This window comes from Brevibacterium renqingii, assembly GCF_017808105.1.
Classification (GTDB): domain Bacteria; phylum Actinomycetota; class Actinomycetes; order Actinomycetales; family Brevibacteriaceae; genus Brevibacterium; species Brevibacterium renqingii.
The window spans coordinates 26,609-48,412 of record NZ_JADBHF010000003.1 but is presented as its reverse complement, the minus strand read 5'-3'; the positions used below and the strand labels follow the sequence as shown (position 1 = coordinate 48,412).

The window sequence follows — 21,804 nt, the reverse complement described above, 5'->3', positions numbered from 1 at the left end:
GAACCCGGGACAAACGTTGTCACCGGTGCATGGAGGGGAGTGGCCCACATGGCCGGAAACCGTGCGCGAAAGACTCTCAGCGACGAACCGATCGACCAGTCTCCGACGAAGCGAGACGGCACCGCCTTCTTCCTCATCGGACTCTCGATCGTCATCGCCGCCTTCGAATGGTGGAACATTCCGGGTGCGATCAGCGACGGAGTCCGCGGAATCGTCGAAGGCACCTTCGGGCGTGTGGCACTCGCCCTGCCCGTGATCTTCACCTGCTATTCCATCCGCCTGTTCCTGCGCGGCGACGACAACCGCGGCAACAACCGCATCCTCATCGGGATGATCTTCGGCCTGCTCGCGGCCTCCGGACTGGCGCACATCGCCGCCGGCAATCCCACCTTCACGAACTCCCGTGAGGCCATGGCCAACGGGGGAGGGGCGCTCGGCTTCGTCGTCTCCTCGCCCCTGGTCATCGCGACAACTGTGTATGTCGCCGTGCCGCTGCTCGTCCTCCTCGGGCTGTTCTCCCTGCTCGTCGTCACGGCCACCCCGGTGCGCGCGATCCCCAAGCGCCTCACCGACCTCTACTGGCGTCTGACCGGGGGCACCCGTCCGGAGACCGCGGCCGAGGCCGAAGAGGCACAGACCGACCTCGTGGCCGAGAACGCCCGCACCTCGAGTCTCAAACCCGTCATGGGTGCCAAGCGCCGGAGCCGGAAGAAGAAGACCGACACTCCGGACCCCGACGCCGCCTCCGACGACGACACTGCGACGAAGGCCTACGACAAGGCCTATATCCACGAGAACGACGTCAGTGACGAAGAGGCCGACACCACGGTCATCGAGACCGACCCCGAGCCGAAGCTCAAGCCCGGTCAGCGCCGTCCGACGAAGGCCGAACGCGAGATGGCCGCGCTCAAGAAGACCATCGGCATGGACGAGGACAAGGGGGCCTCGGGACAGAAGACGGACGAGGCGGCCGCCTCGGCGCCGGTCCCGGTCACCAATGCCCCCGCAGCGCCTCCCACGGAGCAGCTGCCCGAACGCGTCGAGCAGCTCACCCTGGCCGGCGACGTCACCTACACGCTTCCCGCCTCGGACAATCTCCAGCCCGGACCTCCCGCGAAGGAGCGCTCCGAGGCCAACGACCGTGTCGTCGAAGCGCTGCGCGATGTGCTCGAGCAGTTCAAGATCGACGCCCAGGTCACCGGATTCTCCCGCGGACCGACGGTCACCCGCTACGAGGTCGAACTCGGTGCGGGTACGAAGGTCGAGAAGGTCACGGCGCTGTCGAAGAACATCTCGTATGCGGTCGCCAGCGCCGATGTGCGCATCCTCTCGCCGATCCCCGGCAAGAAGGCCATCGGCATCGAGATCCCGAACTCCGATCGTGAGAACGTCGCCCTCGGCGATGTGCTGCGGTCGAAGGCCGCCCGCAAATCCGACCACCCGATGGTCATGGGCGTGGGCAAGGACGTCGAGGGCGGATTCGTCGTCGCGGACCTGTCGAAGATGCCCCACCTGCTGGTCGCCGGTGCCACCGGTGCCGGTAAGTCGAGCTTCGTGAACTCGATGATCACCTCGATCATGATGCGTGCGACCCCCGACGAGGTGCGGATGATCCTCGTCGATCCCAAGCGCGTGGAGCTGACGATCTACGAAGGCATCCCGCACCTCATCACGCCCATCATCACGAACCCGAAGAAGGCCGCTGAGGCGCTCGAATGGGTCGTGCGCGAAATGGACGCCCGCTACGACGACCTGGCGACCTACGGCTTCAAACACGTCAAGGAGTTCAACAAGGCCGTCCGTGAGGGGCGCATCTCGCCCCCGGCCGGTTCCGAGCGCGTGCTCCAGCCCTACCCGTACCTGCTCGTGGTCGTCGACGAGCTCGCCGACCTCATGATGGTCGCCCCGCGCGACGTCGAAGCCTCGATCCAGCGCATCACGCAGCTCGCGCGTGCCGCCGGCATCCACCTGGTGCTCGCCACCCAGCGACCCAGCGTCGACGTCGTCACCGGCCTCATCAAGGCCAATGTGCCCTCGCGTCTGGCGTTCGCGACCTCGTCGCTGGCCGACTCGAGGGTCGTGCTCGACCAGCCCGGAGCCGAGAAGCTCATCGGCCAGGGTGACGCCCTGTTCCTGCCGATGGGCGCGGCCAAACCGATGCGCGTCCAGGGCGCCTGGGTCAACGAGTCCGAGATCGAGAAGGTCGTCGACCACGTCAAGGGCCAGCTCAAACCGAATTATCGCGAGGACGTCGCCGTCGAGGCGCCGAAGAAGCAGATCGACGAGGAGATCGGCGACGATCTCGAACTCCTGCTCCAGGCCGTCGAACAGGTCGTCACCACGCAGTTCGGTTCGACCTCGATGCTTCAGCGCAAGCTGCGCGTCGGGTTCGCCAAGGCAGGTCGCCTCATGGACCTCATGGAGTCCCGCGGCATCGTGGGACCGTCCGAGGGATCGAAGGCCCGCGATGTGCTCGTCCGGCCCGATGACCTGCCAGGCACGCTGGCGATCATCAAGGGCGAGACCCCGCCCGATGAGGACTCCGGAGGCGGAGCCGAGCCCGCCAGGGGCGGAGGCCAGGCTCATGGGAACTCGGGGCACGCCTCGGCGGCGGGTGACTTCGACGAGGAGTTCGAAGACTTCGGACAGTCCTCGGGCGGCTCCGCAGCGAACGGCCACGGTTCCGGACGCTACGGTCACGGAGTCGGTCACGCCGAGGACCTCAGCGTCGGCGATGTCGACCCGGAGACCGGGCTCGAGGTCGTCGAGGCCAGCGGTGAGGACGCCTGGCAGCTCACCGGCCGCTGAGCCCTCCGCCACCGCTGTCTCCGCAGTCGCACCCCGTCGTCGACCATGACGACGCCACTCGCCGAGGCGGGTGTCCGAATATCGGGCACCCGCCTCGGCGTCGGTGATTGCGATGTTCTCCTCAGCTCACTCCGATAGGGTGGTCACGTGAACGATCGAGTCGAGGCCGGGGCCTCTCAGCAACCCGCAGCAGAACCGAGTCCGTGGAACATTCCGAACGCGCTCACCGTGCTGCGCATCCTCATGGTGCCCGTCTTCCTGGTGCTGCTGTTGGCGCACGGGGGCGACGACGTCACGACCCGGTGGTGGGCGCTCGTCGTGTTCCTCCTGGCCATGCTCACCGACAAGATCGACGGCGACCTGGCGCGCAAGTACAACCTCGTGACGAACTTCGGCAAGATCGCCGACCCCATAGCAGACAAGTCGCTCATGGCCGCGGCCCTCATCGGCCTGGCCGTCATCATGGAACTGCCCTGGTGGGTGCCGGTGATCATCCTCGTGCGCGAGTTCGGCATCACCGCGCTGCGCTTCTTCATGATCCGCATCGCCGTCATGCCCGCCTCACGGGGCGGGAAGATCAAGACCGTGCTGCAGACCGTGGCCATCGGGCTCTTCCTGCTGATCTTCCCCTTGGCCGACATCATTCCCTCGGTCGTGTACTCCATCCTGCTCGTCTTCGCCTGGATCGTCATGACCGCGGCGATCATCGTCACCCTCGTGACCGGCATCGACTACTGCGTGCAGGCCGTGAAGCTCTACCGCGAGTCGAAGTCGGGCGGCACAGACGGAGACGGTTCCCGTGCCTGAGGCCGAGGCCGCGCTGCTCGAGACCAATCGCCGCATCATCGCCAACTGCACTCGGCTCGGGCTCTCGCTGGCCGGGGCGGAATCCCTGACCGGCGGCCGATTCGTCGCTTCGCTCGTCGACGTTCCCGGCGCCTCGGCAGTCATGCGCGGGGGACTGATCACCTATGCCACCGACCTCAAGTCGAGCCTGGCCGCCGTCGACGCCGACCACCTCGAGGAGACCGGCCCGGTCGATCCCGTCGTCGCCGCGCAGATGGCCGTGGGCACGGCCGTGAAGTGCGTGGCCGACATCGGCATCTCCTGCACCGGCGTGGCCGGGCCCGATCCGCAGGACGGCAAGCCCGTCGGTCTCGTCTACACGGCGATCGCCTTCGGCGGCAAGGCCAAGGTCTTCGAACACGAATTCACCGGCGACCGCGACGCCATACGCAACCAGACGGTGCGGGCCATGTCGACGAACCTCGACGAGTTCGTCACCGAGCTCGCATTCGGACCGGCCGAAGGGAACGAAGCAGCCGAAGGGAACGAGGCGGCCGAGGATGACGGGAACGCCGGCTGAGGAATAAGTTCGGCCCCCTCGGGGTTGACCGAGTAATGACTATCGGACGAATTTTCTCCAAAGTCTTCGAATGGACTGGCAATACCATCCGCTCGAGGCACCAGGTTGGTGCTGTGTCACGGCCAGGCTGTAAGGTTGTGGGAACCACGACGACGGGACGCGCTGACAAAGGGAGGGCCGCGCAATGTTACTGAGAGTCGAAATCGGCGACGCGCTTCGTTCCGCCCGCCGCCGTCAAGGACGCACCCTTCGCGACGTCTCGACCGGAGCCAGCGTGTCGCTGGGCTACCTCAGCGAGATCGAACGCGGACAGAAGGAAGCCTCCTCTGAGCTGCTGTCCGCGATCTGCGAGGCACTCGATCTGCCGCTGTCGGCCCTGCTGTCATCGGTGTCGGATCGCTTCGCGCTCGAAGAGGGAGTGCAGATCCCGGACACCATTCCGCAGGAGCTGTCGGACAAGATCCTCGGCCATCCCGACGGATACTCTGCGCCGCGCCTGGCCGCTAAGCCCTGATGCGCCACACTCTCTACTGGACGCTCATGAACGAGGAGTTCGGTGAGGCCCGCGCGGCATCCCTGCACACCGACCTGACTCTGAGTTCGCTGGGATCGCGCACCGCCGAAGAGGCGTTCGCCGCAGGGGTCGAACCTCGTGACATCTGGATCGCCGTCTGCGATTCCATGAGCGTGCCCGAATCGCGTCGTCTCGGCAAGGAGAAGCCGCGCTCCCGGCCGTTCTGATCCTCCGACGTTCGGCCGAACCGGATCCGACGTTCCGTTAAAGGCCGTAGCGACACACCCGAATATATCGAACACCTGTTCCCATGTGGGCTATGCTGGTGGGGAATCACGGGACCTGTGACCATGAGTGGCTGGTTATCCACGGGGGAGATCGCTCCTCTGTCGTTATGTCAGTGCCATCTTCTAGCCTTGGTCTCAAAGGAAAAGCAACGAAGAGGAGACGTCATGGCACGTACACCCAAGAACCTCCAGGTCCCCAGCGGCGGCGATAAGTCGAAGGCTCTCGACGCTGCACTGGGGCAGATCGATCGCAACTACGGCAAGGGCGCGATCATGCGTCTGGGTGAGGGTGTTCGCGAACCGATCGCCTCGATCCCGACCGGCTCGGTCGCCCTCGATATCGCTCTGGGCATCGGCGGTCTTCCGCGCGGCCGTGTCGTCGAGATCTACGGTCCGGAATCCTCCGGTAAGACGACCGTGGCCTTGCATGCGGTGGCGAATGCCCAGAAGGGCGGCGGCATCGCGGCGTTCATCGACGCCGAGCACGCCCTGGACCCCGAATATGCGAAGAAGCTCGGTGTCGACACCGACCAGCTGCTCGTCTCCCAGCCGGACACCGGTGAGCAGGCGCTCGAGATCGCCGATATGCTCATCCGCTCCGGGGCCCTCGACATCATCGTCATCGACTCCGTTGCCGCGCTTGTGCCCAAGGCCGAGATCGAGGGCGAGATGGGCGACAGCCACGTCGGTCTGCAGGCCCGCCTGATGTCCCAGGCGCTGCGCAAGATCACGGGTGCCCTCGCCCAGTCGAAGACCACCGCGATCTTCATCAACCAGCTGCGTGAGAAGGTCGGAGTCTTCTTCGGTTCGCCGGAGACCACCTCGGGCGGTAAGGCTCTGAAGTTCTACGCCTCTGTGCGCATCGACGTGCGCCGCATCGAAACCCTCAAGGAGGGCCAGGACGCGGTCGGCAACCGGACACGTGCGAAGATCGTGAAGAACAAGGTCGCCCCGCCGTTCAAGCAGGCAGAGTTCGACATCCTCTACGGACACGGGATCTCCCGTGAGGGCAGCCTCATCGATATGGGCGTCGACAACGGCATCATCCGCAAGTCCGGATCCTGGTTCACCTATGACGGTGACCAGCTGGGTCAGGGCAAGGAGAACGTGCGCAACTTCCTTCGTGACAATCCCGGCCTGGCCGAGGAGATCGAGCTGAAGATCAAGCACAAGCTGGGTCTCATCAAGGCCGACGAGCCCGAGGAAGGCGCCGAGGGTGCCGATGATTCCGCAGCGACCGCGCAGACGGATGACGTCGAAGTCTCCTGACAAGCAGTCTCCGGACGACGAGTCTGCCCTCGCACCGTCCCAGCAGGACGGTGCGGGGGAGGCGGATCAGACGGAGACGCTCTCGCAGCTGCGCGACGCGATCTCGGAGATCGATCAGCGCCATGCCGAAGGGGAATCCGGCTTCTTCGCCGGCCTGTCCGAACCGGGCGAGACCGTCCGTACCGGTGCCGGCCAGCCCGGTGTGTCGAAACCAGGCAGGGCTGTCGAAGCCGCCGGCAGCGGCTGGACCGAAGGCGACGCCGGGGCAGCTCCTGATTTCGCCGATGCGCTGAGCTTCGCCGATGACGACGACAGTGACGATGCCCCCGACTTCGACGCCGACTATGCGAAGGCGAAGAAGACGGCGATGAACATGCTCGCTATGCGCGACCACTCGAGCGATGAGCTGCGCAAGAAACTGATCAAGCGCGAGCTGATGCCTGAAGCCATCGACACTCTCATCGACAAGCTCGAGAAGTCTCGACTGCTCAACGACGAAGAGTTCGCCCACCGCTTCGTCCGTGCGCAGCGGGAGAGCCGCAAGCTCTCGCGCTCCGTGCTCAAACGCGAACTGGCCAAGAAGGGCATCAGCCCCGAGCTCGCCTCCGAGGCCGTCGCCGAAGTCGACGGGGAAGAAGAACTCGCACGGGAAGTCGCCGCGAAGAAGGCTGCCTCCACTCGTCGCTTGGACTATGAGGTGCGGGAGCGACGGATCCTCGGCATGCTCGCCCGACGCGGTTTCCCCTCGGCCATCTGCATCAAGGTCACTCGGGAAGTGCTCGCCGAAGACTGAACGCTCGCCGCAGCGTCGGCACGATCTGCGTGTGCGGCCTGGGCGGAGGGAACGGCTAGAATGGGTGCGCCATGACTGAACTGATTGACTCCCCGACGACATCCGAGACCACACCTCGCAGCTACGAGGTGAAGACCTACGGATGTCAGATGAACGTGCACGACTCCGAGCGTCTCTCCGGACTCCTCGACGACGCCGGGTACGTTCAGGCGAACACCGACGACCAGGCCGATGTCGTCGTCTTCAACACCTGCGCTGTGCGGGAGAACGCCGACAACCGTCTCTACGGCAACCTCGGCCAGCTCGCGAAGGTCAAGGAGCGCCACCCCGGTCTGCAGATCGCCGTCGGCGGATGCATGGCGCAGAAGGACCGGGACACGATCGTCAAGAAGGCTCCGTGGGTCGACGTCGTCTTCGGCACCCACAACATGGGTTCGCTGCCGGCGCTGCTCGAGCGCGCCCGCCACAATGAGGAAGCTCAGGTCGAGATCCTCGAAAGCCTCGACGTCTTCCCCTCCACCCTGCCCAGCCGCCGCGAATCCCAGCACTCCGGGTGGGTGTCGATCTCCGTCGGCTGCAACAACACCTGCACCTTCTGCATCGTGCCCAGCCTGCGCGGCAAGGAGAAGGATCGACGCCCCGGCGACATCCTCGCCGAGGTCGAAGCACTCGTGGCCGACGGCGTCGTCGAAGTCACCCTGCTCGGCCAGAACGTCAACTCCTACGGCGCGGAATTCCGTGACAAGGGCGCCTTCGCCAAGCTGCTGCGAGCGGTCGGCAATGTCGAGGGCATCGAACGCGTCCGCTTCACCAGTCCGCACCCCGCGGCTTTCTCCGAGGATGTCATCGATGCGATGGCCGAGACTCCCACGGTCATGCCTCAGCTGCATATGCCGCTGCAGTCCGGTTCGGACGCGATCCTCAAGTCCATGCGTCGCTCGTACCGGACGAAGCGATTCATGAACATCCTCGACACCGTGCGCGAACGCATCCCGAACGCGGCGATCACCACCGACATCATCGTCGGCTTCCCCGGCGAGTCCGAAGAGGACTTCCAGGGCACCATGGACATCGTCCGCCGCGCTCGGTTCTCCCAGGCCTTCACCTTCCAGTACTCGATCCGCCCGGGAACCCCGGCGGCGACGATGGACGACCAAGTGCCCAAGGACGTCGTCCAGGAACGCTTCGAACGGCTCACAGCCCTGCAGGACGAGATCGCCTGGGAAGAGAACAGGGCCCAGATCGGCCAGACCGTCGAGGTGCTCGTGACCAAACTGCCCCACGGCGATTCTCCTCGTCTGAGCGGTCGCGCCGCGGACAACCGGCTCGTCCACGTGGGCATCCCCGAAGGGTCCCAGCTGCCCCGCCCGGGTGATTTCGTCACCGCCACCGTCACCGAGGCGAAGCCGTACTTCCTCCTCGCCGACTCCGGATACTCGGTGCGTCCTTCCGCTGCCGGTGACGCCTACGACCGGGCGCAGGCTGACAGCTGCGGGGCCCCGAATCCCGGCCAGGGGTCCGGAGCGACGACGAACCTCGGCATGCCGACTCTCCGCACCCGCGCCTGAGATGGGTGCCTTCGCCATCATCCCGGCGGCCCCAGTGCTGCTCGAGGACATCGATCGTGTCGAAACGGCACGGGTGGCTGAATTGCGCGCCCTCATCAGGGAGACCCTGCGCACACAGACATGCTGGTCGCTGCCGGTCGGGTCCCTGCCGCCCCTGGTCGGACTCGGAGGATGGGGCATCGACCGCGGCGTCGACACCCGCACCGGCCGTACGCTGACCGGCCACGACTGGGTGGAAGCGGTCGAGTCCCTGACTCCAGCCGAACGCACAGGCGCCGAGGCTGTCGATCCGTCCGTCATCGTCGGTCAGCTTCACGCACATGCTGCCGGCGTCGAGGTCGGCCCGCTGGGCAGCAGTCCGAATCTGCTGCTGCCCATCGACCTGTCGGCAGCCGCAACCGAGGACGCGCCCCTGGCACCCGTCGACGGTGCCGCGGACTTCGACGCAGAAGTCGTGGACGCGCTCACCGCCTCTGCTGGCGTCGATGTCGACAGGGTGTTCGACATCTGTGCCCGGTCTGCCGACGTCCACGCGAACCTCGCCGGACTGGAGGTCGGCCTCCGACACATCCTCGAGCGCGGAGGAACCATCTCGGCGGCGACCCTCAGCGTCGACGAACGCGTGCACGAAGTCCGCTCCCTGTGCGCAACCGGAGCCTGGGCGTGAGCACGGGCATGATCGTGAGGAGGCGCGCATGAGCGGGGACCTCGGTCGGTCGCCGATCATCACCGTCGTCGGCGCCACCGCCACCGGCAAATCCGATCTCGCACTCGATCTGGCCGAACACCTCGGCGGGGAGATCATCAACACGGACTCGATGCAGTTCTACCGGGGCATGGACATCGGCACCGCAAAACTCCCGGTCGAGGAGCGGCGCGGCGTCCCGCACCATCTCATCGACATCCTCGACGTCACCGCCGAGGCGAACGTGCAGGACTTCCAGGCACGCGCCCGAGCCGCCATCGCGGACATCCGCGACCGCGGGCAGCGCCCGATCCTGGTCGGCGGATCCGGGCTGTATGTGCGTGCCGCCGTCGACCATATGGAGTTCCCCGGCACCGACCCAGAAGCTCGCGCCCGGCTGGAGGCCGAGGCCGCAGCCGACCGGTGGGGACTGCACCGGAGGCTGCGCGAACTCGACCCGGCGGCTGCGGAGAAGATCACGGTCAACGACCAGCGGCGCATCGCCCGCGCACTCGAGGTCATCGAACTCACCGGGCGGCCCTTCAGCGCCCAGCTGCCCGACTATCAGGAGCTCGAACCGACCATTCACCTGGGCCTGAGCATGGACCGAAGCATCCTTCACGAGCGCATCGCCGCTCGCGTCGAAATGATGTGGGAACACGGGTGGGTCGATGAGGTGCGCCGTCTGCTCGCGGCCGGACTGGCCGAGGGCAAGACCGCCTCACGGGCCATCGGCTACGCCCAGATCCAGCGTCATCTGAACGGGGAGATCACCACCGCCGAGGCGAAGGAGGAGACGGTCATCAGAACCCGCCAGTTCGCCCGCCGGCAGGACACCTGGTTCCGCCGCGACCCCCGTATCCATTGGATCGACGGCACCGCCGCCGACGCCCGGCGCAATTTTTCGCAAGCTCGTGCTCTCCTCTCGACGGCCGACGACGGGAGCTGACGAGCCCGAAGGGCGCCGCCCGTAGGAACGATGCGGGGTCAGGCCGCGACCGCGCCGGCACCGTGACGAACTTGGGGACGTCTGTTCGCCTCAACATCGACTCCGCGCATTCCCAGGAGGACGAGCGAGGCCAGCAGCAGTACAGCTCCGACGAACATGTAGATCGCTTGGGGGGTCCATCCGCCGTCCAACAGGGCACCGGTGGCTGTGGGCGCGATGATGGCTCCGAACCGTCCGATTCCGATGCCCCAGCCGGCCCCGGTCGACCGCAGTGCCGAGGAATAGGACTGCGGGGTCAGGACATAGAGTCCCGCGATGCATCCGTTGATCGACATGCCGACCAGCACACCGAAGACGATGACCACCGCTGTCCACTGCGCCGTGAAGATGAAGATCCCCATCAATACCGCAGCGACGATCGAGAACGTCATGAGCACCGAACGTGTCGACCAGCGGGCGGTGAAAAGACCGAACACCACCGAACCGATGGCGCCTCCGAGAGTGAGGCCGACGGTGACGATCATCGACAGGGTATCGGTCAATCCGGTTTCGTGCATGAGGCGAGGGGTCCAAGAATTGACGAAGTAGAAACCGAACATGATGATGAAGAACGTTGTCCAGACGACGAAGGTGACGCGACGATTGCGTCGATTGAATAGCGCCAAGACGCCGGTTCCGGAATCAGGTCCAGTCGCGGACGTTCCATCTCCTGCGGACAGATCGAGGGGTTCATCGAAGCCGAGTCGTCTAGCGATCGACTCCAGTTTGGACTGCGCGTTGTTCGGCTTCCTGGTGTAGAGGAATGCCGCTGACTCCGGAACGAGGAAGACGACCAGCGCAAGCGAGAAGACGGCCAGCGCGCCGCCGAGGACGAAGACCGAACGCCATCCGAAAGCAGCGATGAGCGAGACCATCACAGTCCCGCCGACAGCGGCACCGATTCCGTAGCCGGCGGCATAGATGCTGATGACCAGCCCACGGCGCCGACGGGACGAATACTCGGCGGAGATGACATTGGTGGCAACGAGGATTCCGCCGATGCCCAGCCCAGTGACGACGCGCCACGCTCCGAGTTGGCCCGCCGATGTCGCTGTGGCCGATAGGAAGAGCCCGATGGCGTTGACGACGATGGCGAGCATCACCATGTTTCTTCGTCCGATGCGATCGGCGACCGGCCCGAGTACCAGCGCACCCGCAGCCATGCCGAGCAGCGCGGCGCTCATGACCAGCCCGAGGGTTGTTCCCGAGAGTCGGAACTCTTCGGTCACCTGGTTGGACGCGAAAGAGATTGCGAGCACGTCGTACCCATCCAGCGCGTTGAGGAACGTGCAGATGCCGACGACCAGCCATTGGTAGAAGGTCATCGGAGAGTTGTTGATTCGGTCGCGCAGATCCACGAGAAGTCTCCGTCTTTGAGAAGTTCGGCAGAAGGGCGGGGTGTCGCGCCATTGCGACTTCCCTATCGAGATTACCTATGCAATGAGGTAAATGAGATTTGCATCACGATAGCATCGACCTGCCCGCGGAACAATACCTGCCGCGAGACGGGCTGCGGGTGGTGGTACATAGTCGCCGGTGAGTGTGTGCACGAGGAGGAACCGATTACTGACAATTGCCTATAGACATAGGTAAATTCCTACCTCTATAGTGATCTCACGAACCCACAGCAGTGTTCACGAAAGGCGGCCCCGTGGTCACGTCAACCGGAATCCAGCTCGTCGAAGATTTCTCTCTGGAGATGACGGGAAAAGATGTCGAGAAGCTTCGCGAAGCGGCACCCGCAATTCCTCACGGCACTCGAATCAACGTCACATTCCTCGGAAACGAAGACCTGCGGATGCGCGTCGAAGCGGCGCAGGCTGTCCGCGAACTGGGATTCACCCCGGCACCGCACATCTCGGCCCGCAGGCTGAGATCACAGAACGAGCTCGAAGAATTCCTCGGCGAGCTCCAAAGGGTGGGTGCTTCCGAACACGTCTTCGTCGTCGGGGGCGACCCGAAGACTCCCGAAGGTCCCTACTCCGACTCCCTGGCGCTCATTGACACCGGATTGCTGTCGGAATATGGCGTGAAAGAAGTCGGTATTTCGGGATACCCGGAGGGCCACCCCGAGATCGCCACGAGCGACTTGTGGTACCACATGGTGGAAAAGACGCAGTCGCTGAAAGAGCAGGGGCTCGACCGGGTCGTTCTCACGCAGTTCGCCTTCGACGCCGAGCGGGTAAACACATGGATCCACGAGACCCGCGATCGTGGAGTCGAATCGCCCATCCGCATCGGTACCCCTGGACCGGCAGGCATCAAACGACTGCTCGGATACGCACGCCGATTCGGGGTCGGAACCAGCGCATCAATTGTGAAGAAGTACGGTTTCTCGCTGACCAATCTCATCGGAACCGCGGGTCCGGACAGGTTCCTGTCCGAGCTGGCTACCACCATCGAGGCGGATTTCCCGCAGGACGACGTCAAAGTGCACTTCTACACGTTCGGTGGCCTGCAGGCCACCGCCGAGTGGGTCAACGAATTCTCGGGCGAACGTTGACGACGCCTCTCCATGCAGTCCACACCAATCACCAGGGCACATCAACTATCAGAACAGAGAGGTTCATTTCCCATGTCTGACAATCTCCAACGGGTTCTCGAATCGACGAATCCTGTCGACTTGCTCCGCAATTCGCAGATCGGCTCCTACATTTACCCCGTCGTTCCGGCGGATTTCAGCAACTGGATCAAGGAACAGAGCGCCTGGCGCGAGACAGCGGTCCTCTACGATCAGTCGCATCACATGGACAACGTCTTCTTACGCGGCTCGGATGCCATCAAGCTCATCTCCGACACAGCCATCAACTCGACGGCGAAGTTTGCGGTCGACAAGGCCAAGCAGTATGTGCCGACGACAGCTGCAGGCCACGTCATCGGTGACGGTATCCTCTTCCACGAGGCCGAGGAGGAATACGTATACGTTGGCCGCGCCCCGGCATCGAACTGGCTGCTCTACCACGGTGAAACCGGCGGCTATCCGAACCTCGACATCGAAGTGGATCGTCGTTCACCCTCACGACCTTATGGTGACGCGGTCTCCCGCCGTTATTATCGCTTCCAGATTCAGGGACCGAATGCGTGGAGCATCATCGAGAAGCTCAATGGCGGGCCGCTCGAGAAGCTCGGCTTCTTCAATATGTCCACGATGACTATAGCGGGGAAGCAGGTGCGGACCCTGCGCCACGGCATGGCAGGGGCACCCGGGCTGGAGATCTGGGGACCCTACGAGGACCACCACGAGATCCGTGACGCCATCATCGAAGCTGGCTCGGAATTCGGCCTGCTGCCGGTCGGCTCGAGAGCCTACCCGTCCAACACCCTGGAATCGGGGTGGATCCCGTCGCCGCTGCCAGCGATCTACACCGGAGAGGCGGAGCGGGGCTTCCGAGAATGGCTGGGAGCCGACAGCTATGAGGCTACGGGAACGCTGGCCGGATCGTTCGTGTCGCAGAACATCGAAGATTACTACCTGACCCCGTGGGAGCTCGGCTATGGTTCGTTCGTCAAGTTCGATCACGATTTCATTGGCCGCAGCGCGCTGGAGAAGATGGATCCGGCTCAGCAGCGCAAGAAGGTCACTCTCGCCTGGGACGCCGAGGATCTCGGGGAGGTGCTGTCCTCACCGCTGAACGTGGACGGACCGAACTACAAATACTTCGACCTTCCACTGGCGAACTACGGATCGGCGAACTACGACTCGGTCATCGACGCTGACGGGAACATCGTCGGATTCTCCATGTTCACCGGATACTCAGCCAACGAGCGACGCGGGCTCTCATTGGCCGTCGTCGATCCGGATGTGCCCGAGGGCGCAGAACTCAAGGTCGTCTGGGGCGAGCCTGATGGCGGAACAGCGAAGGCCTCGGTAGAACCGCATGAACAGACCGAGATCCGTACGGTCGTCAGTCCGGTGCCGTACTCGAGCGTCGCTCGTCAGAGCTATAAGGGCGGCTGGAGAACCGGCTACAAGAGCTGAGAACGTTATCCTGAGAGGGTCCGAACCACGGTTCGGACCCTCTCGGCGTCCCCCTACAGGAAGACTCGGAACCTAATGAGCCTACGAAGCGCACTCCTCGTGCTGTTGCGGATCGCCCCGATGTCCGGCTACGAGCTGCAGAAGCTGTTCTCGCAGTCGGTCGGGTACGTCTGGCACGCACCGGATTCTCAGATCTATCCCGAGCTGCGCAAAATGGCTGAGAAGGGGCTCATCGAAGCAGAAGAACAGACGCGCGGGAACGTGGCCACACGCCGGGTGTACCACGTGACTGACAGCGGTGAGGAGAGCTTCGCAGAGTGGATGCACACCCCGCTGAAGTATCAGCGCACACGAGACGCTGCGCACCTCAAAGCCGCTTATCTCGAATCGGTCGACCACGAATCGAGACTTGCGTTTCTCAACGACCACATCGCGCATTGGGCCTCGGAACTGCAGTGTTGGGAGGACGAGATCGCTAAGATCGATGCGCTCACCACTCCCATGCTCAATCGCCGCCTCGAGGTGACCGACGACGAAGACCGAGAGAAGACGATCGCATTCAAGCGGTTCGCCTATGAGGGACTGGCCGAAAGGGCGAGGACCGAGATCTCATGGGCGAAGAGGGGGCTCGAGCTGGCGGATCGGTTCGCTCGCTGAACGCCCGCCGCCGACGCCGGGCAGAACCGCACACGGGCACTCGACATCCTCGCCGAATCCCCCGATAGGATGGAGCCATGAGCACTCCGGATACCCCGTTCGCCGCTTTGGCCGATGTCGCCTTCGTCAAGGGGCACGGCACCCAGAACGACTTCGTCCTCCTCTCCGACGATGACAGTCGGCTGGAGATGCATTCTGAAACCATCGCCACCCTCGCCGACCGGCGTGCCGGACTCGGAGCCGACGGGATCATCCGCATCGTGCGCTCGGCCGCCAGCGGGATCCCCGGAGCCGCCGAGCAGGCCGAGGCCGGAGCCGAATGGTTCATGGACTACTACAACCACGACGGCAGCCTGTCGGAGATGTGCGGCAACGGGGTCCGTGTCTTCGCCCACGCCCTCGTCACCAGCGGACGCATCCCGGCCGATGCCCGGGACATCCTCGTCGGCACCCGTGACGGCATCAAGACCGTGCGCACGACTCTCAACCCGGCCCTCGGCGTCCAGACCGGCGATGACATCGTCTCCGCCGCAGCGTCCGGGCCCGGTTCGTCCAGCGACGCCTGGTACACGGTCGACATGGGCGAATGGTCGCTCGACCCGACGAACTCCTCGCTCGTGACCACAGGAGGCATCGAAGTGGCCCGGCCCGGCCTGCGCGTGAGCACCGGCAACCCGCACACTGTCGTCGCGCTGGCCGAGACCGCCGAGCTCGAGGCCGCCGACCTCCGTGACGCACCTGTCGTCGACCCGGTGCCCGCCCAGGGCTCGAACGTCGAATACATCGTCATGGAACCGGCCCGCTCCGATGTGGCCGGGGGAGAGGGCGCCCTGCGGATGCGTGTGTTCGAACGCGGCGTCGGCGAAACCCGCTCCTGCGGCACCGGTGCCTGCGCCGCGGCGATCGCCGCCCACCACTGGGCGGGCGAGAAATCACCCCTGCAGTGGCGTGTGGACGTGCCCGGCGGTCAGCTGCGCATCGAGATCGACCCGAACGCCGAAGGCACGAGCGGGCGAGTCAGCCTCGCCGGCCCCGCCGTCCTCGTCGCCGGCGGTACCATCAGCTGAGAGCCGAACCCGGCCGAGGCGGCACCTGCGGCCGAAGGGACAGCTCCAGCCCCGGTTGGCCCGATCCGGTCCCGCAGCCCGAACTAGTCGCGGTGGACGGTGAGGACCCGGAAGCCCTTGGACGATCCCGTGCGCACGACCTCGAACCCGTCCCCGAGCATCCCGGCGATCCACTTCTGCAGGGAGTCGGCGCCGAGGTTCTTCGACACCACGAGATCCGCGCGGCCGCCGGGAGCCAGACGCGGCAGCCAGGTTTCGAGCAGTTCGTGGAGTGCCTCCTTGCCGATCCGGATCGGGGGATTGGACCGGATTGCGGTGAACTCAACCTCGGCGGGGATCTCCTCGGCGGTGACGGTGCGGATCGACTCGAGTCCCAATCGGCGGGCATTCGCCGCGGTGGTCTCCAGGGACCGGGAGTTGACGTCGAGTGCCCACACTCGCAGGTCCACCTCGGCGTCTCTGGCCTCCAATGCCGTGTGCAGCGCGATCGGCCCCCAACCGCAGCCGAGGTCGAGCACATCACCGGGCGGCGGCTCGGGCAGGTGCCGCAGCAGCACGGCCGTGCCGAGGTCGAGGCGGGTGGGGGAGAAGGTGCCTGATACGGTTTCGACGGTGACCTCGTGGCCGGCCAATTCGAGGTGCAGCTCACGGGTTCTCGCCTCGCTGCTCGGCGATTCGGTGAAATAGTGCTCTGACACCACTTCAGTCTAGACGGCTGTGGGAGAATTGATGGACACCACTGTCGGTGCGAAGGATGACGACGCCCGAACGAGCAGCACCGTGAGGGCGGCAGAGAACTAAGGAATGAATGACGTCTGAAGACAATGAGCGTCGGAAAGCGATGCTCGACCGTGTGCTCTCCCGAGGTGCCCAAGCACTCGGCGATCACGACACCACCGGCGAGGACGACCAGTTCGATCTCGCCGAGCGTTCCGCACTCACGCGTGTGGCCGGCCTCTCGACCGAACTCGAGGACATCACCGAGGTCGAATACCGTCAGGTCAGACTCGAACGAGTTGTCCTGGCCGGGATCTGGAACACCACCCAGGCCGAAGCCGAGAACTCGATCCGCGAGCTCGCGGCACTCGCCGAGACCGCCGGCTCCGAGGTGCTCGACGCGCTCATCCAGCGCCGCGAGAAACCAGACCCGGGCACGTACCTCGGCAAGGGCAAGGCGGCCGAACTCGCCGAGATCGTCACCTCCGTCGGCGCCGACACCGTGATCATCGACTCCGAACTCGCGCCCAGCCAGAGGCGCGGGCTCGAGGACGTCATCAAGGTCAAGGTCATCGACCGCGTGGCCCTCATCCTCGACATCTTCGCCCAGCATGCGAAGTCTCGCGAAGGCAAGGCCCAGGTCGAACTCGCCCAACTCGAATACCTGCTCCCGCGCCTGCGCGGCTGGGGCGAGTCCCTGTCGCGCCAGGCCGGTGGTCGCGTCGCCGGCGGTGCCGGCATCGGTTCGCGCGGGCCGGGTGAGACGAAGATCGAACTCGATCGCCGCCGCATCCGCACCCGTATGTCGAAGCTGCGGCGTGAGATCGCCGGGATGGCCCCCTCCCGAGAGACCAAACGCAAGAACCGCGCCCGCCACCACGTGCCGTCGGTGGCGATCGTCGGGTACACGAACGCCGGCAAATCCTCCCTGCTCAACCTGCTCACCGACGCCGAGGTGATGGTGCAGAACGCCCTGTTCGCCACCCTCGACCCGACCGTCCGGCAGGCACAGACTGCCGACGGGATCACGTTCACCTACTCCGACACCGTCGGCTTCGTCCGCAATCTGCCCCACCAGCTCGTCGAGGCATTCCGCTCGACGCTGGAGGAGGCCGCCGGGTCCGACCTGCTGCTCCACGTCGTCGACGCCTCGCACCCGGACCCGCACGGACAGATCCACGCCGTGCGGGATGTCCTCAAAGACGTCGAGACCGGGGAGATCCCCGAACTGCTCGTGTTCAACAAGTCCGATATCGCCGAGGAGGCCGTGCTCGCCGGTCTGCGTGCGGAGTATCCGCAGGCCCAGTTCGTCTCCGCCGCGACGAAGGACGGAATCGACGAGCTCATCGAGGCCATCGAATCCCGGCTGCCGGCACCCGATATCGACATCACCGTGCTCATTCCCTATGAGCGCGGCGACCTCGTGTCGAAGATCTACGCCCTGGGCACGGTCGAGCACGAAGAACATGGCTCCGAGGGCACGAGCCTGCAGGCCAAGGTGCCGGCCGAGCTCGTCGACGAACTGCGCGAATTCCAGCGTCCGGACCTGGTCATCGATCAGTGACCGTCGAAGAACTCCTCGAGTCGGCCGTCGGGGCCATCGGCGGCTCGACCCGGAGCGGTCAGCAGGAGATGGCTCAAGCGGTCGCCTCGGCGGTGGACAAGGGGATCCACCTGCTCGTCCAGGCCGGAACCGGGACGGGTAAGTCCCTGGCCTACCTCGTGCCCGCGGCCGAATACGTCACCCGCACCGGCGGCAAGGTCGTCGTGTCCACGGCGACGCTGGCGCTGCAGACTCAGATCATCCACCGCGATCTGCCGCGGCTGTTCAAGGCCGTGAAGAAAGACCTCGATCCGCTGCCGAGGGCCGCTCTGCTCAAGGGGCGGCGGAACTACGTGTGCAAGCACAAGCTCGCCGGCGGGTACCCGGACGAGGAGGAGGGCATGCTCTTCGACCTCGGGGCCGACGCCGAGGCGGGACGCAAACCCTCCGAACTCTCGGGTCTGGGTGAGGAGATCCAACGGATCCGCACCTGGGAGAAGATCACCGAGACCGGTGACCGCGACGATCTCATGCCCGGAGTCAGCGACCGCGCCTGGTCGCAGGTGTCGGTCAACGCCTTCGACTGCCTCGGGGCGAACTGCCCTCTGGTCACCGAATGCTTCGCCGAGATCGCCAGGAACAAGGCCGCCGAGGCGGACATCGTCGTCACCAACCACGCCCTGCTGGCCATCGACGCCTTCGGCGAATCGGCTGTGCTGCCCGACCACGACGTCATCATCATCGACGAGGCGCACGAGCTCAAGGACCGGGTGACGAACGCGCTGTCCGGGCAGATCAACACGAGCATGCTGTCGGCGGCGACGAGCTCCGTGCGCAAGCACACCGCCGTCCAGGACGGGGTCGTGTCCCTGCTCGACTCGGCCGCGGCGGCACTCGAACGCGCCCAGTCCTCCGTGCCCGAAGGGCTCATCCTCAATATGAGCGAGGCGCTCGGACTGGCGCTGGCACAGATCCGCGACTCCGCGCGCCAGATCATCAATGACATCGGCGGCAAGTCCGAGGACGCCGATGCCGGTCGGCAGATGGCCAAGGCCCGGTGCCAGGAGATCTTCGAACTGGCCGAACGCTTCTGTGAACCGGGCAAGAACGACGTCATCTGGCTGTCCCGATCGACGTTCCGGGAGAAGGAGACGACGAACCTCGTCGTCGCACCGCTGAGCGTGGCCGGAACGATGCGCTCGGGCATCTTCGAGGAATCCACGGTCGTGGCCACCTCGGCGACGTTGTCCCTGGGCGGGAACTTCGACGCGGTCGCAGCCTCACTGGGGCTCTTCGGACCCGACGCCCCGAAATGGGACAGCCTCGATGTCGGCTCACCCTTCGACTACGGACGACAGGGCATCCTCTATGTCGCCTCCCACCTGCCCAAGCCCGGCCGCAGCGGTTTGAGCTCCGAGGCGCTGACCGAACTCGAGGAACTCGTGCGAGCCTCGAACGGCGGGGCGCTGGGACTGTTCTCCTCCCGGGCGGCCGCCAACGCTGCGGCCGAACACCTGCGGGAGAAGTTCGACTTCCCGATCCTGCTCCAGGGCGACGACGGGCTGCCCGCGCTCGTCTCCCAATTCACCGCCGATGACCAGACCTGCCTGTTCGGCACCATGTCGCTGTGGCAGGGAGTCGATGTGCCGGGGCGGACGAACCGACTCGTCGTCATCGACCGGCTGCCTTTCCCCCGACCTGACGACCCGCTCATGCAGGCCCGGGCGCGCGATGCCGACCAGCGCGGCGTCAACGGATTCATGGCCGTGTCCGCCACTCATGCCGCACTGCGTCTGGCCCAGGGCGCCGGCCGCCTCATCCGCTCGACCGAGGACAGAGGAGTCGTGGCCGTGCTCGACTCGCGGCTGCGGTCGGCCAGGTACGCCGGCTTCCTCGTCAATTCGATGCCGCGGATGTGGCCGACGACGAATTCGCAGCTCGTGCGCACGAGCCTCGGACGGCTGGCCGAAACACACGACGAATGAGAGAACGCCCGCGAACGGACTGTTCGCGGGCGTTCTGTTCCCCGGCTGCGGAGACCTTCCCGGGTCTCAGCGCCGGCGCAGGCTTTCGGAGAAGTCAGCGCGGACGGAGGCTCTCCGAGGCCTGAGAGGCGACGGACGACGAGACCTCAGAGGCGACGGATGACCGCGACGACGAGCCCCATGATCTGGGCGAAATTGCCGTCGATGGGCTCGTAGTTCTCGTTCTGCGGCAGCAGCCACTGCTGTCCGGCCTTGCGCTTGAGCGTCTTCACCGTGGCCTCGCCGTCGAGCAGGGCCGCGACGATCTGACCGTTGTCGGCGGTGTGCTGCTTGCGCACGACCACCCAGTCGTCGTGGCAGATGGCGGCGTCGATCATCGAGTCGCCGACGACCTTGAGCAGGAACATGTCGCCGGAGCCGACGACCTGGGTCGGCAGGGAGAAGACGTCGTCGACCTCCTGCTCGGCCAGGATCGGGCCACCGGCGGCGATGCGCCCGACGACGGGCACCTGGACGGTGTTGTTCGACAGCTCCTCGAACTTCGCGCGCTCGGCCTCTTCCTCTTCGAAGGGATTGACGACCTCGATGGCGCGGGGACGCTTCGGATCACGGCGGACATAGCCGAGGCGTTCGAGCTGCGAGAGCTGGTGGGCGACGCTCGAGAGCGAGGCGAGCCCGGCGGCCTTGCCGATCTCGCGCATGCTCGGCGGATAGCCGTTGGTCACGACGGCGCGTTCGATGGTCTCGAGGACGAGGCGCTGCCGGGGAGTGAGGCGGAAATCGCCCTCTCCGGACGATCCCTCTGGGATCTCGACGACCTCGTCATCGCTGCGGGCGGCAGCGATCTCACTGGCAACATCCTCGTTGCGCGGGCGGCCTCTGCCTCGCTTGTTCTGAACCATTGCTCGTTCCCCTTCGTTCTATTCCCTGCCGCCGAACCCTGCGATCCCCGCTTCGGGGATTCTCGTGTCAGTGCCGACTGAGATGGTTCTGACAGATCGATCAACAACGCTGGTTCCCTCTCATTGTCGCATAGATGTTCGAGTTGGACTGGACATTTGTTCGATTGGCATGTTGAATAGAACAGACGTTCTACCGATTGCTGGTGGAATCGTACGAATGAAAGAGGTAATGCGATGTCTGCACAGAACACCGGGCTGCGCCTGACCACGCGTGGACGCCAGGCCGTGCGCCTTCTCCGGACCCTGCTCATTGCTCTCGTCGTCATCGGCGGAGCGCTCCTCCTCGCCACTCAGTCGTTCTCGGCCGCTGCTGTCGCCGAATCGGAGACCGAGAGCATCGGCATCGACGCCGATGCGGTCGTCGTCGGCGAGGGCGAATCGCTGTGGACCGTGGCGTCGAACCTCGGTCTCGACCGTGACACCCGTGATGTCGTGGCCGATATCGCCGAGATCAACCATCTGACGACCCCGACCGTCCACCCCGGCCAGACCCTCGACGTCCCTGTCCGCTGAGTCTGCGCCCAACTGAGGAGGCCGCAGATCCTTCCGGGATCCGTTGAGGAAGGGGAGTCGTCACCGAGTCTCGCGCCCCGACCCGCCGCCCGGGCGGCGGGGG

20 protein-coding genes are annotated in these 21,804 nt (G+C 65.2%); 17 read left to right on the top strand and 3 right to left on the bottom strand.

The annotated features are described in order from the left end of the window. Nucleotides 1-48 precede the first annotated feature (48 nt). The 10 genes from IHE57_RS04225 (at nucleotide 49) to miaA (ending at nucleotide 10,239) form a co-directional block, all read left to right on the top strand. Complete coding sequence (locus IHE57_RS04225) at nucleotides 49-2,808, top strand: DNA translocase FtsK (RefSeq protein ID WP_209371061.1); 2,760 nt, start codon at nucleotides 49-51, stop codon at nucleotides 2,806-2,808. 147 nt (nucleotides 2,809-2,955) lie between these two features. After that, on the top strand, nucleotides 2,956-3,615 hold the full coding sequence (gene pgsA, locus IHE57_RS04220; RefSeq protein ID WP_209371060.1) for a CDP-diacylglycerol--glycerol-3-phosphate 3-phosphatidyltransferase: 660 nt from the start codon (nucleotides 2,956-2,958) through the stop codon (nucleotides 3,613-3,615). Next, nucleotides 3,608-4,174 (top strand): CinA family protein, encoded by a 567-nt coding sequence (locus tag IHE57_RS04215; RefSeq protein WP_209371059.1) that lies wholly within the window; start codon nucleotides 3,608-3,610, stop codon nucleotides 4,172-4,174. The genes pgsA and IHE57_RS04215 overlap by 8 nt, the downstream gene beginning before the upstream one ends. 184 nt (nucleotides 4,175-4,358) lie before the next feature. Next, on the top strand, nucleotides 4,359-4,688 hold the full coding sequence (locus IHE57_RS04210) for a helix-turn-helix domain-containing protein (RefSeq protein ID WP_209323240.1): 330 nt from the start codon (nucleotides 4,359-4,361) through the stop codon (nucleotides 4,686-4,688). Continuing rightward, nucleotides 4,688-4,915, top strand: coding sequence for a DUF3046 domain-containing protein (locus tag IHE57_RS04205; RefSeq protein ID WP_209323239.1), 228 nt, complete (start codon nucleotides 4,688-4,690; stop codon nucleotides 4,913-4,915). Before IHE57_RS04210 ends, IHE57_RS04205 begins: the two co-directional genes overlap by 1 nt. 225 nt (nucleotides 4,916-5,140) lie before the next feature. After that, entirely contained in the window at nucleotides 5,141-6,244 is a 1,104-nt protein-coding gene (gene recA / locus IHE57_RS04200) for a recombinase RecA (protein ID WP_209371058.1), read from the top strand. Further along, nucleotides 6,198-7,037 carry a regulatory protein RecX gene (locus tag IHE57_RS04195; RefSeq protein ID WP_253719902.1) on the top strand — a complete coding sequence of 280 codons (840 nt, stop codon included), beginning with the start codon at nucleotides 6,198-6,200 and terminating at the stop codon, nucleotides 7,035-7,037. Before recA ends, IHE57_RS04195 begins: the two co-directional genes overlap by 47 nt. Before the next feature lie 71 nt (nucleotides 7,038-7,108). Then, complete coding sequence (gene miaB, locus IHE57_RS04190; protein ID WP_209371057.1) at nucleotides 7,109-8,605, top strand: tRNA (N6-isopentenyl adenosine(37)-C2)-methylthiotransferase MiaB; 1,497 nt, start codon at nucleotides 7,109-7,111, stop codon at nucleotides 8,603-8,605. A 73-nt stretch (nucleotides 8,606-8,678) separates the two neighbouring features. After that, a complete protein-coding gene (locus tag IHE57_RS04185) occupies nucleotides 8,679-9,272 on the top strand; it encodes a hypothetical protein (RefSeq protein WP_209371056.1) in 594 nt (197 codons plus the stop codon). Between the two features lie 28 nt (nucleotides 9,273-9,300). Further along, complete coding sequence (gene miaA / locus IHE57_RS04180; RefSeq protein ID WP_209371055.1) at nucleotides 9,301-10,239, top strand: tRNA (adenosine(37)-N6)-dimethylallyltransferase MiaA; 939 nt, start codon at nucleotides 9,301-9,303, stop codon at nucleotides 10,237-10,239. Between the two features lie 38 nt (nucleotides 10,240-10,277). On the opposite strand, the gene IHE57_RS04175 is transcribed toward miaA, so the two are convergent. Further along, nucleotides 10,278-11,636 carry an MFS transporter gene (locus IHE57_RS04175; RefSeq protein WP_209371053.1) on the bottom strand — a complete coding sequence of 453 codons (1,359 nt, stop codon included), beginning with the start codon at nucleotides 11,634-11,636 and terminating at the stop codon, nucleotides 10,278-10,280. Nucleotides 11,637-11,929: 293 nt separating this feature from the next. Here IHE57_RS04175 and IHE57_RS04170 point away from each other — a divergent pair, with 293 nt between their 5' ends. From IHE57_RS04170 to dapF, 4 genes are all read left to right on the top strand, one after another. Continuing rightward, the gene (locus tag IHE57_RS04170; RefSeq protein ID WP_366933849.1) at nucleotides 11,930-12,781 is read left to right on the top strand and encodes a methylenetetrahydrofolate reductase; all 852 of its coding nucleotides are present in this window, start codon (nucleotides 11,930-11,932) and stop codon (nucleotides 12,779-12,781) included. Between the two features lie 72 nt (nucleotides 12,782-12,853). Next, nucleotides 12,854-14,257 carry a vanillate/3-O-methylgallate O-demethylase gene (gene ligM, locus IHE57_RS04165; protein ID WP_209371050.1) on the top strand — a complete coding sequence of 468 codons (1,404 nt, stop codon included), beginning with the start codon at nucleotides 12,854-12,856 and terminating at the stop codon, nucleotides 14,255-14,257. A gap of 75 nt (nucleotides 14,258-14,332) precedes the next feature. After that, nucleotides 14,333-14,914: a PadR family transcriptional regulator gene (locus tag IHE57_RS04160; protein WP_209371048.1), complete on the top strand. Its 582-nt coding sequence runs from the start codon at nucleotides 14,333-14,335 to the stop codon at nucleotides 14,912-14,914. Nucleotides 14,915-14,991: 77 nt separating this feature from the next. After that, entirely contained in the window at nucleotides 14,992-15,981 is a 990-nt protein-coding gene (gene dapF / locus IHE57_RS04155) for a diaminopimelate epimerase (RefSeq protein ID WP_209371046.1), read from the top strand. An 83-nt stretch (nucleotides 15,982-16,064) separates the two neighbouring features. Here dapF and IHE57_RS04150 read toward each other — a convergent pair whose 3' ends face one another. Next, on the bottom strand, nucleotides 16,065-16,679 hold the full coding sequence (locus IHE57_RS04150) for a class I SAM-dependent methyltransferase (RefSeq protein ID WP_209371045.1): 615 nt from the start codon (nucleotides 16,677-16,679) through the stop codon (nucleotides 16,065-16,067). Between the two features lie 110 nt (nucleotides 16,680-16,789). Between IHE57_RS04150 and hflX the strand changes: the two genes are divergently transcribed. Both hflX and IHE57_RS04140 read left to right on the top strand, forming a co-directional pair. Further along, nucleotides 16,790-18,262, top strand: a complete 1,473-nt coding sequence (hflX, locus tag IHE57_RS04145; RefSeq protein WP_209371044.1) for a GTPase HflX — start codon at nucleotides 16,790-16,792, stop codon at nucleotides 18,260-18,262. After that, on the top strand, nucleotides 18,259-20,226 hold the full coding sequence (locus IHE57_RS04140; protein ID WP_366933848.1) for an ATP-dependent DNA helicase: 1,968 nt from the start codon (nucleotides 18,259-18,261) through the stop codon (nucleotides 20,224-20,226). The genes hflX and IHE57_RS04140 overlap by 4 nt, the downstream gene beginning before the upstream one ends. Before the next feature lie 146 nt (nucleotides 20,227-20,372). Here IHE57_RS04140 and lexA read toward each other — a convergent pair whose 3' ends face one another. Further along, entirely contained in the window at nucleotides 20,373-21,128 is a 756-nt protein-coding gene (gene lexA, locus IHE57_RS04135; RefSeq protein ID WP_209323231.1) for a transcriptional repressor LexA, read from the bottom strand. 234 nt (nucleotides 21,129-21,362) lie between these two features. Here lexA and IHE57_RS04130 point away from each other — a divergent pair, with 234 nt between their 5' ends. Further along, nucleotides 21,363-21,701: a LysM peptidoglycan-binding domain-containing protein gene (locus tag IHE57_RS04130; protein ID WP_209371043.1), complete on the top strand. Its 339-nt coding sequence runs from the start codon at nucleotides 21,363-21,365 to the stop codon at nucleotides 21,699-21,701. Nucleotides 21,702-21,804: the final 103 nt, after the last annotated feature.

Coding starts and splice junctions, on each gene's coding strand:
- lexA (WP_209323231.1), bottom strand. CDS start 21,128: ATGGTTCAGAACAAGCGAGGCAGAGGCCGCCCGCGCAACGAGGATGTT.
- IHE57_RS04225 (WP_209371061.1), top strand. CDS start 49: ATGGCCGGAAACCGTGCGCGAAAGACTCTCAGCGACGAACCGATCGAC.
- IHE57_RS04160 (WP_209371048.1), top strand. CDS start 14,333: ATGAGCCTACGAAGCGCACTCCTCGTGCTGTTGCGGATCGCCCCGATG.
- miaA (WP_209371055.1), top strand. CDS start 9,301: ATGAGCGGGGACCTCGGTCGGTCGCCGATCATCACCGTCGTCGGCGCC.
- IHE57_RS04210 (WP_209323240.1), top strand. CDS start 4,359: ATGTTACTGAGAGTCGAAATCGGCGACGCGCTTCGTTCCGCCCGCCGC.
- miaB (WP_209371057.1), top strand. CDS start 7,109: ATGACTGAACTGATTGACTCCCCGACGACATCCGAGACCACACCTCGC.
- IHE57_RS04205 (WP_209323239.1), top strand. CDS start 4,688: ATGCGCCACACTCTCTACTGGACGCTCATGAACGAGGAGTTCGGTGAG.
- IHE57_RS04130 (WP_209371043.1), top strand. CDS start 21,363: ATGTCTGCACAGAACACCGGGCTGCGCCTGACCACGCGTGGACGCCAG.
- hflX (WP_209371044.1), top strand. CDS start 16,790: ATGACGTCTGAAGACAATGAGCGTCGGAAAGCGATGCTCGACCGTGTG.
- dapF (WP_209371046.1), top strand. CDS start 14,992: ATGAGCACTCCGGATACCCCGTTCGCCGCTTTGGCCGATGTCGCCTTC.
- IHE57_RS04195 (WP_253719902.1), top strand. CDS start 6,198: ATGATTCCGCAGCGACCGCGCAGACGGATGACGTCGAAGTCTCCTGAC.
- ligM (WP_209371050.1), top strand. CDS start 12,854: ATGTCTGACAATCTCCAACGGGTTCTCGAATCGACGAATCCTGTCGAC.
- recA (WP_209371058.1), top strand. CDS start 5,141: ATGGCACGTACACCCAAGAACCTCCAGGTCCCCAGCGGCGGCGATAAG.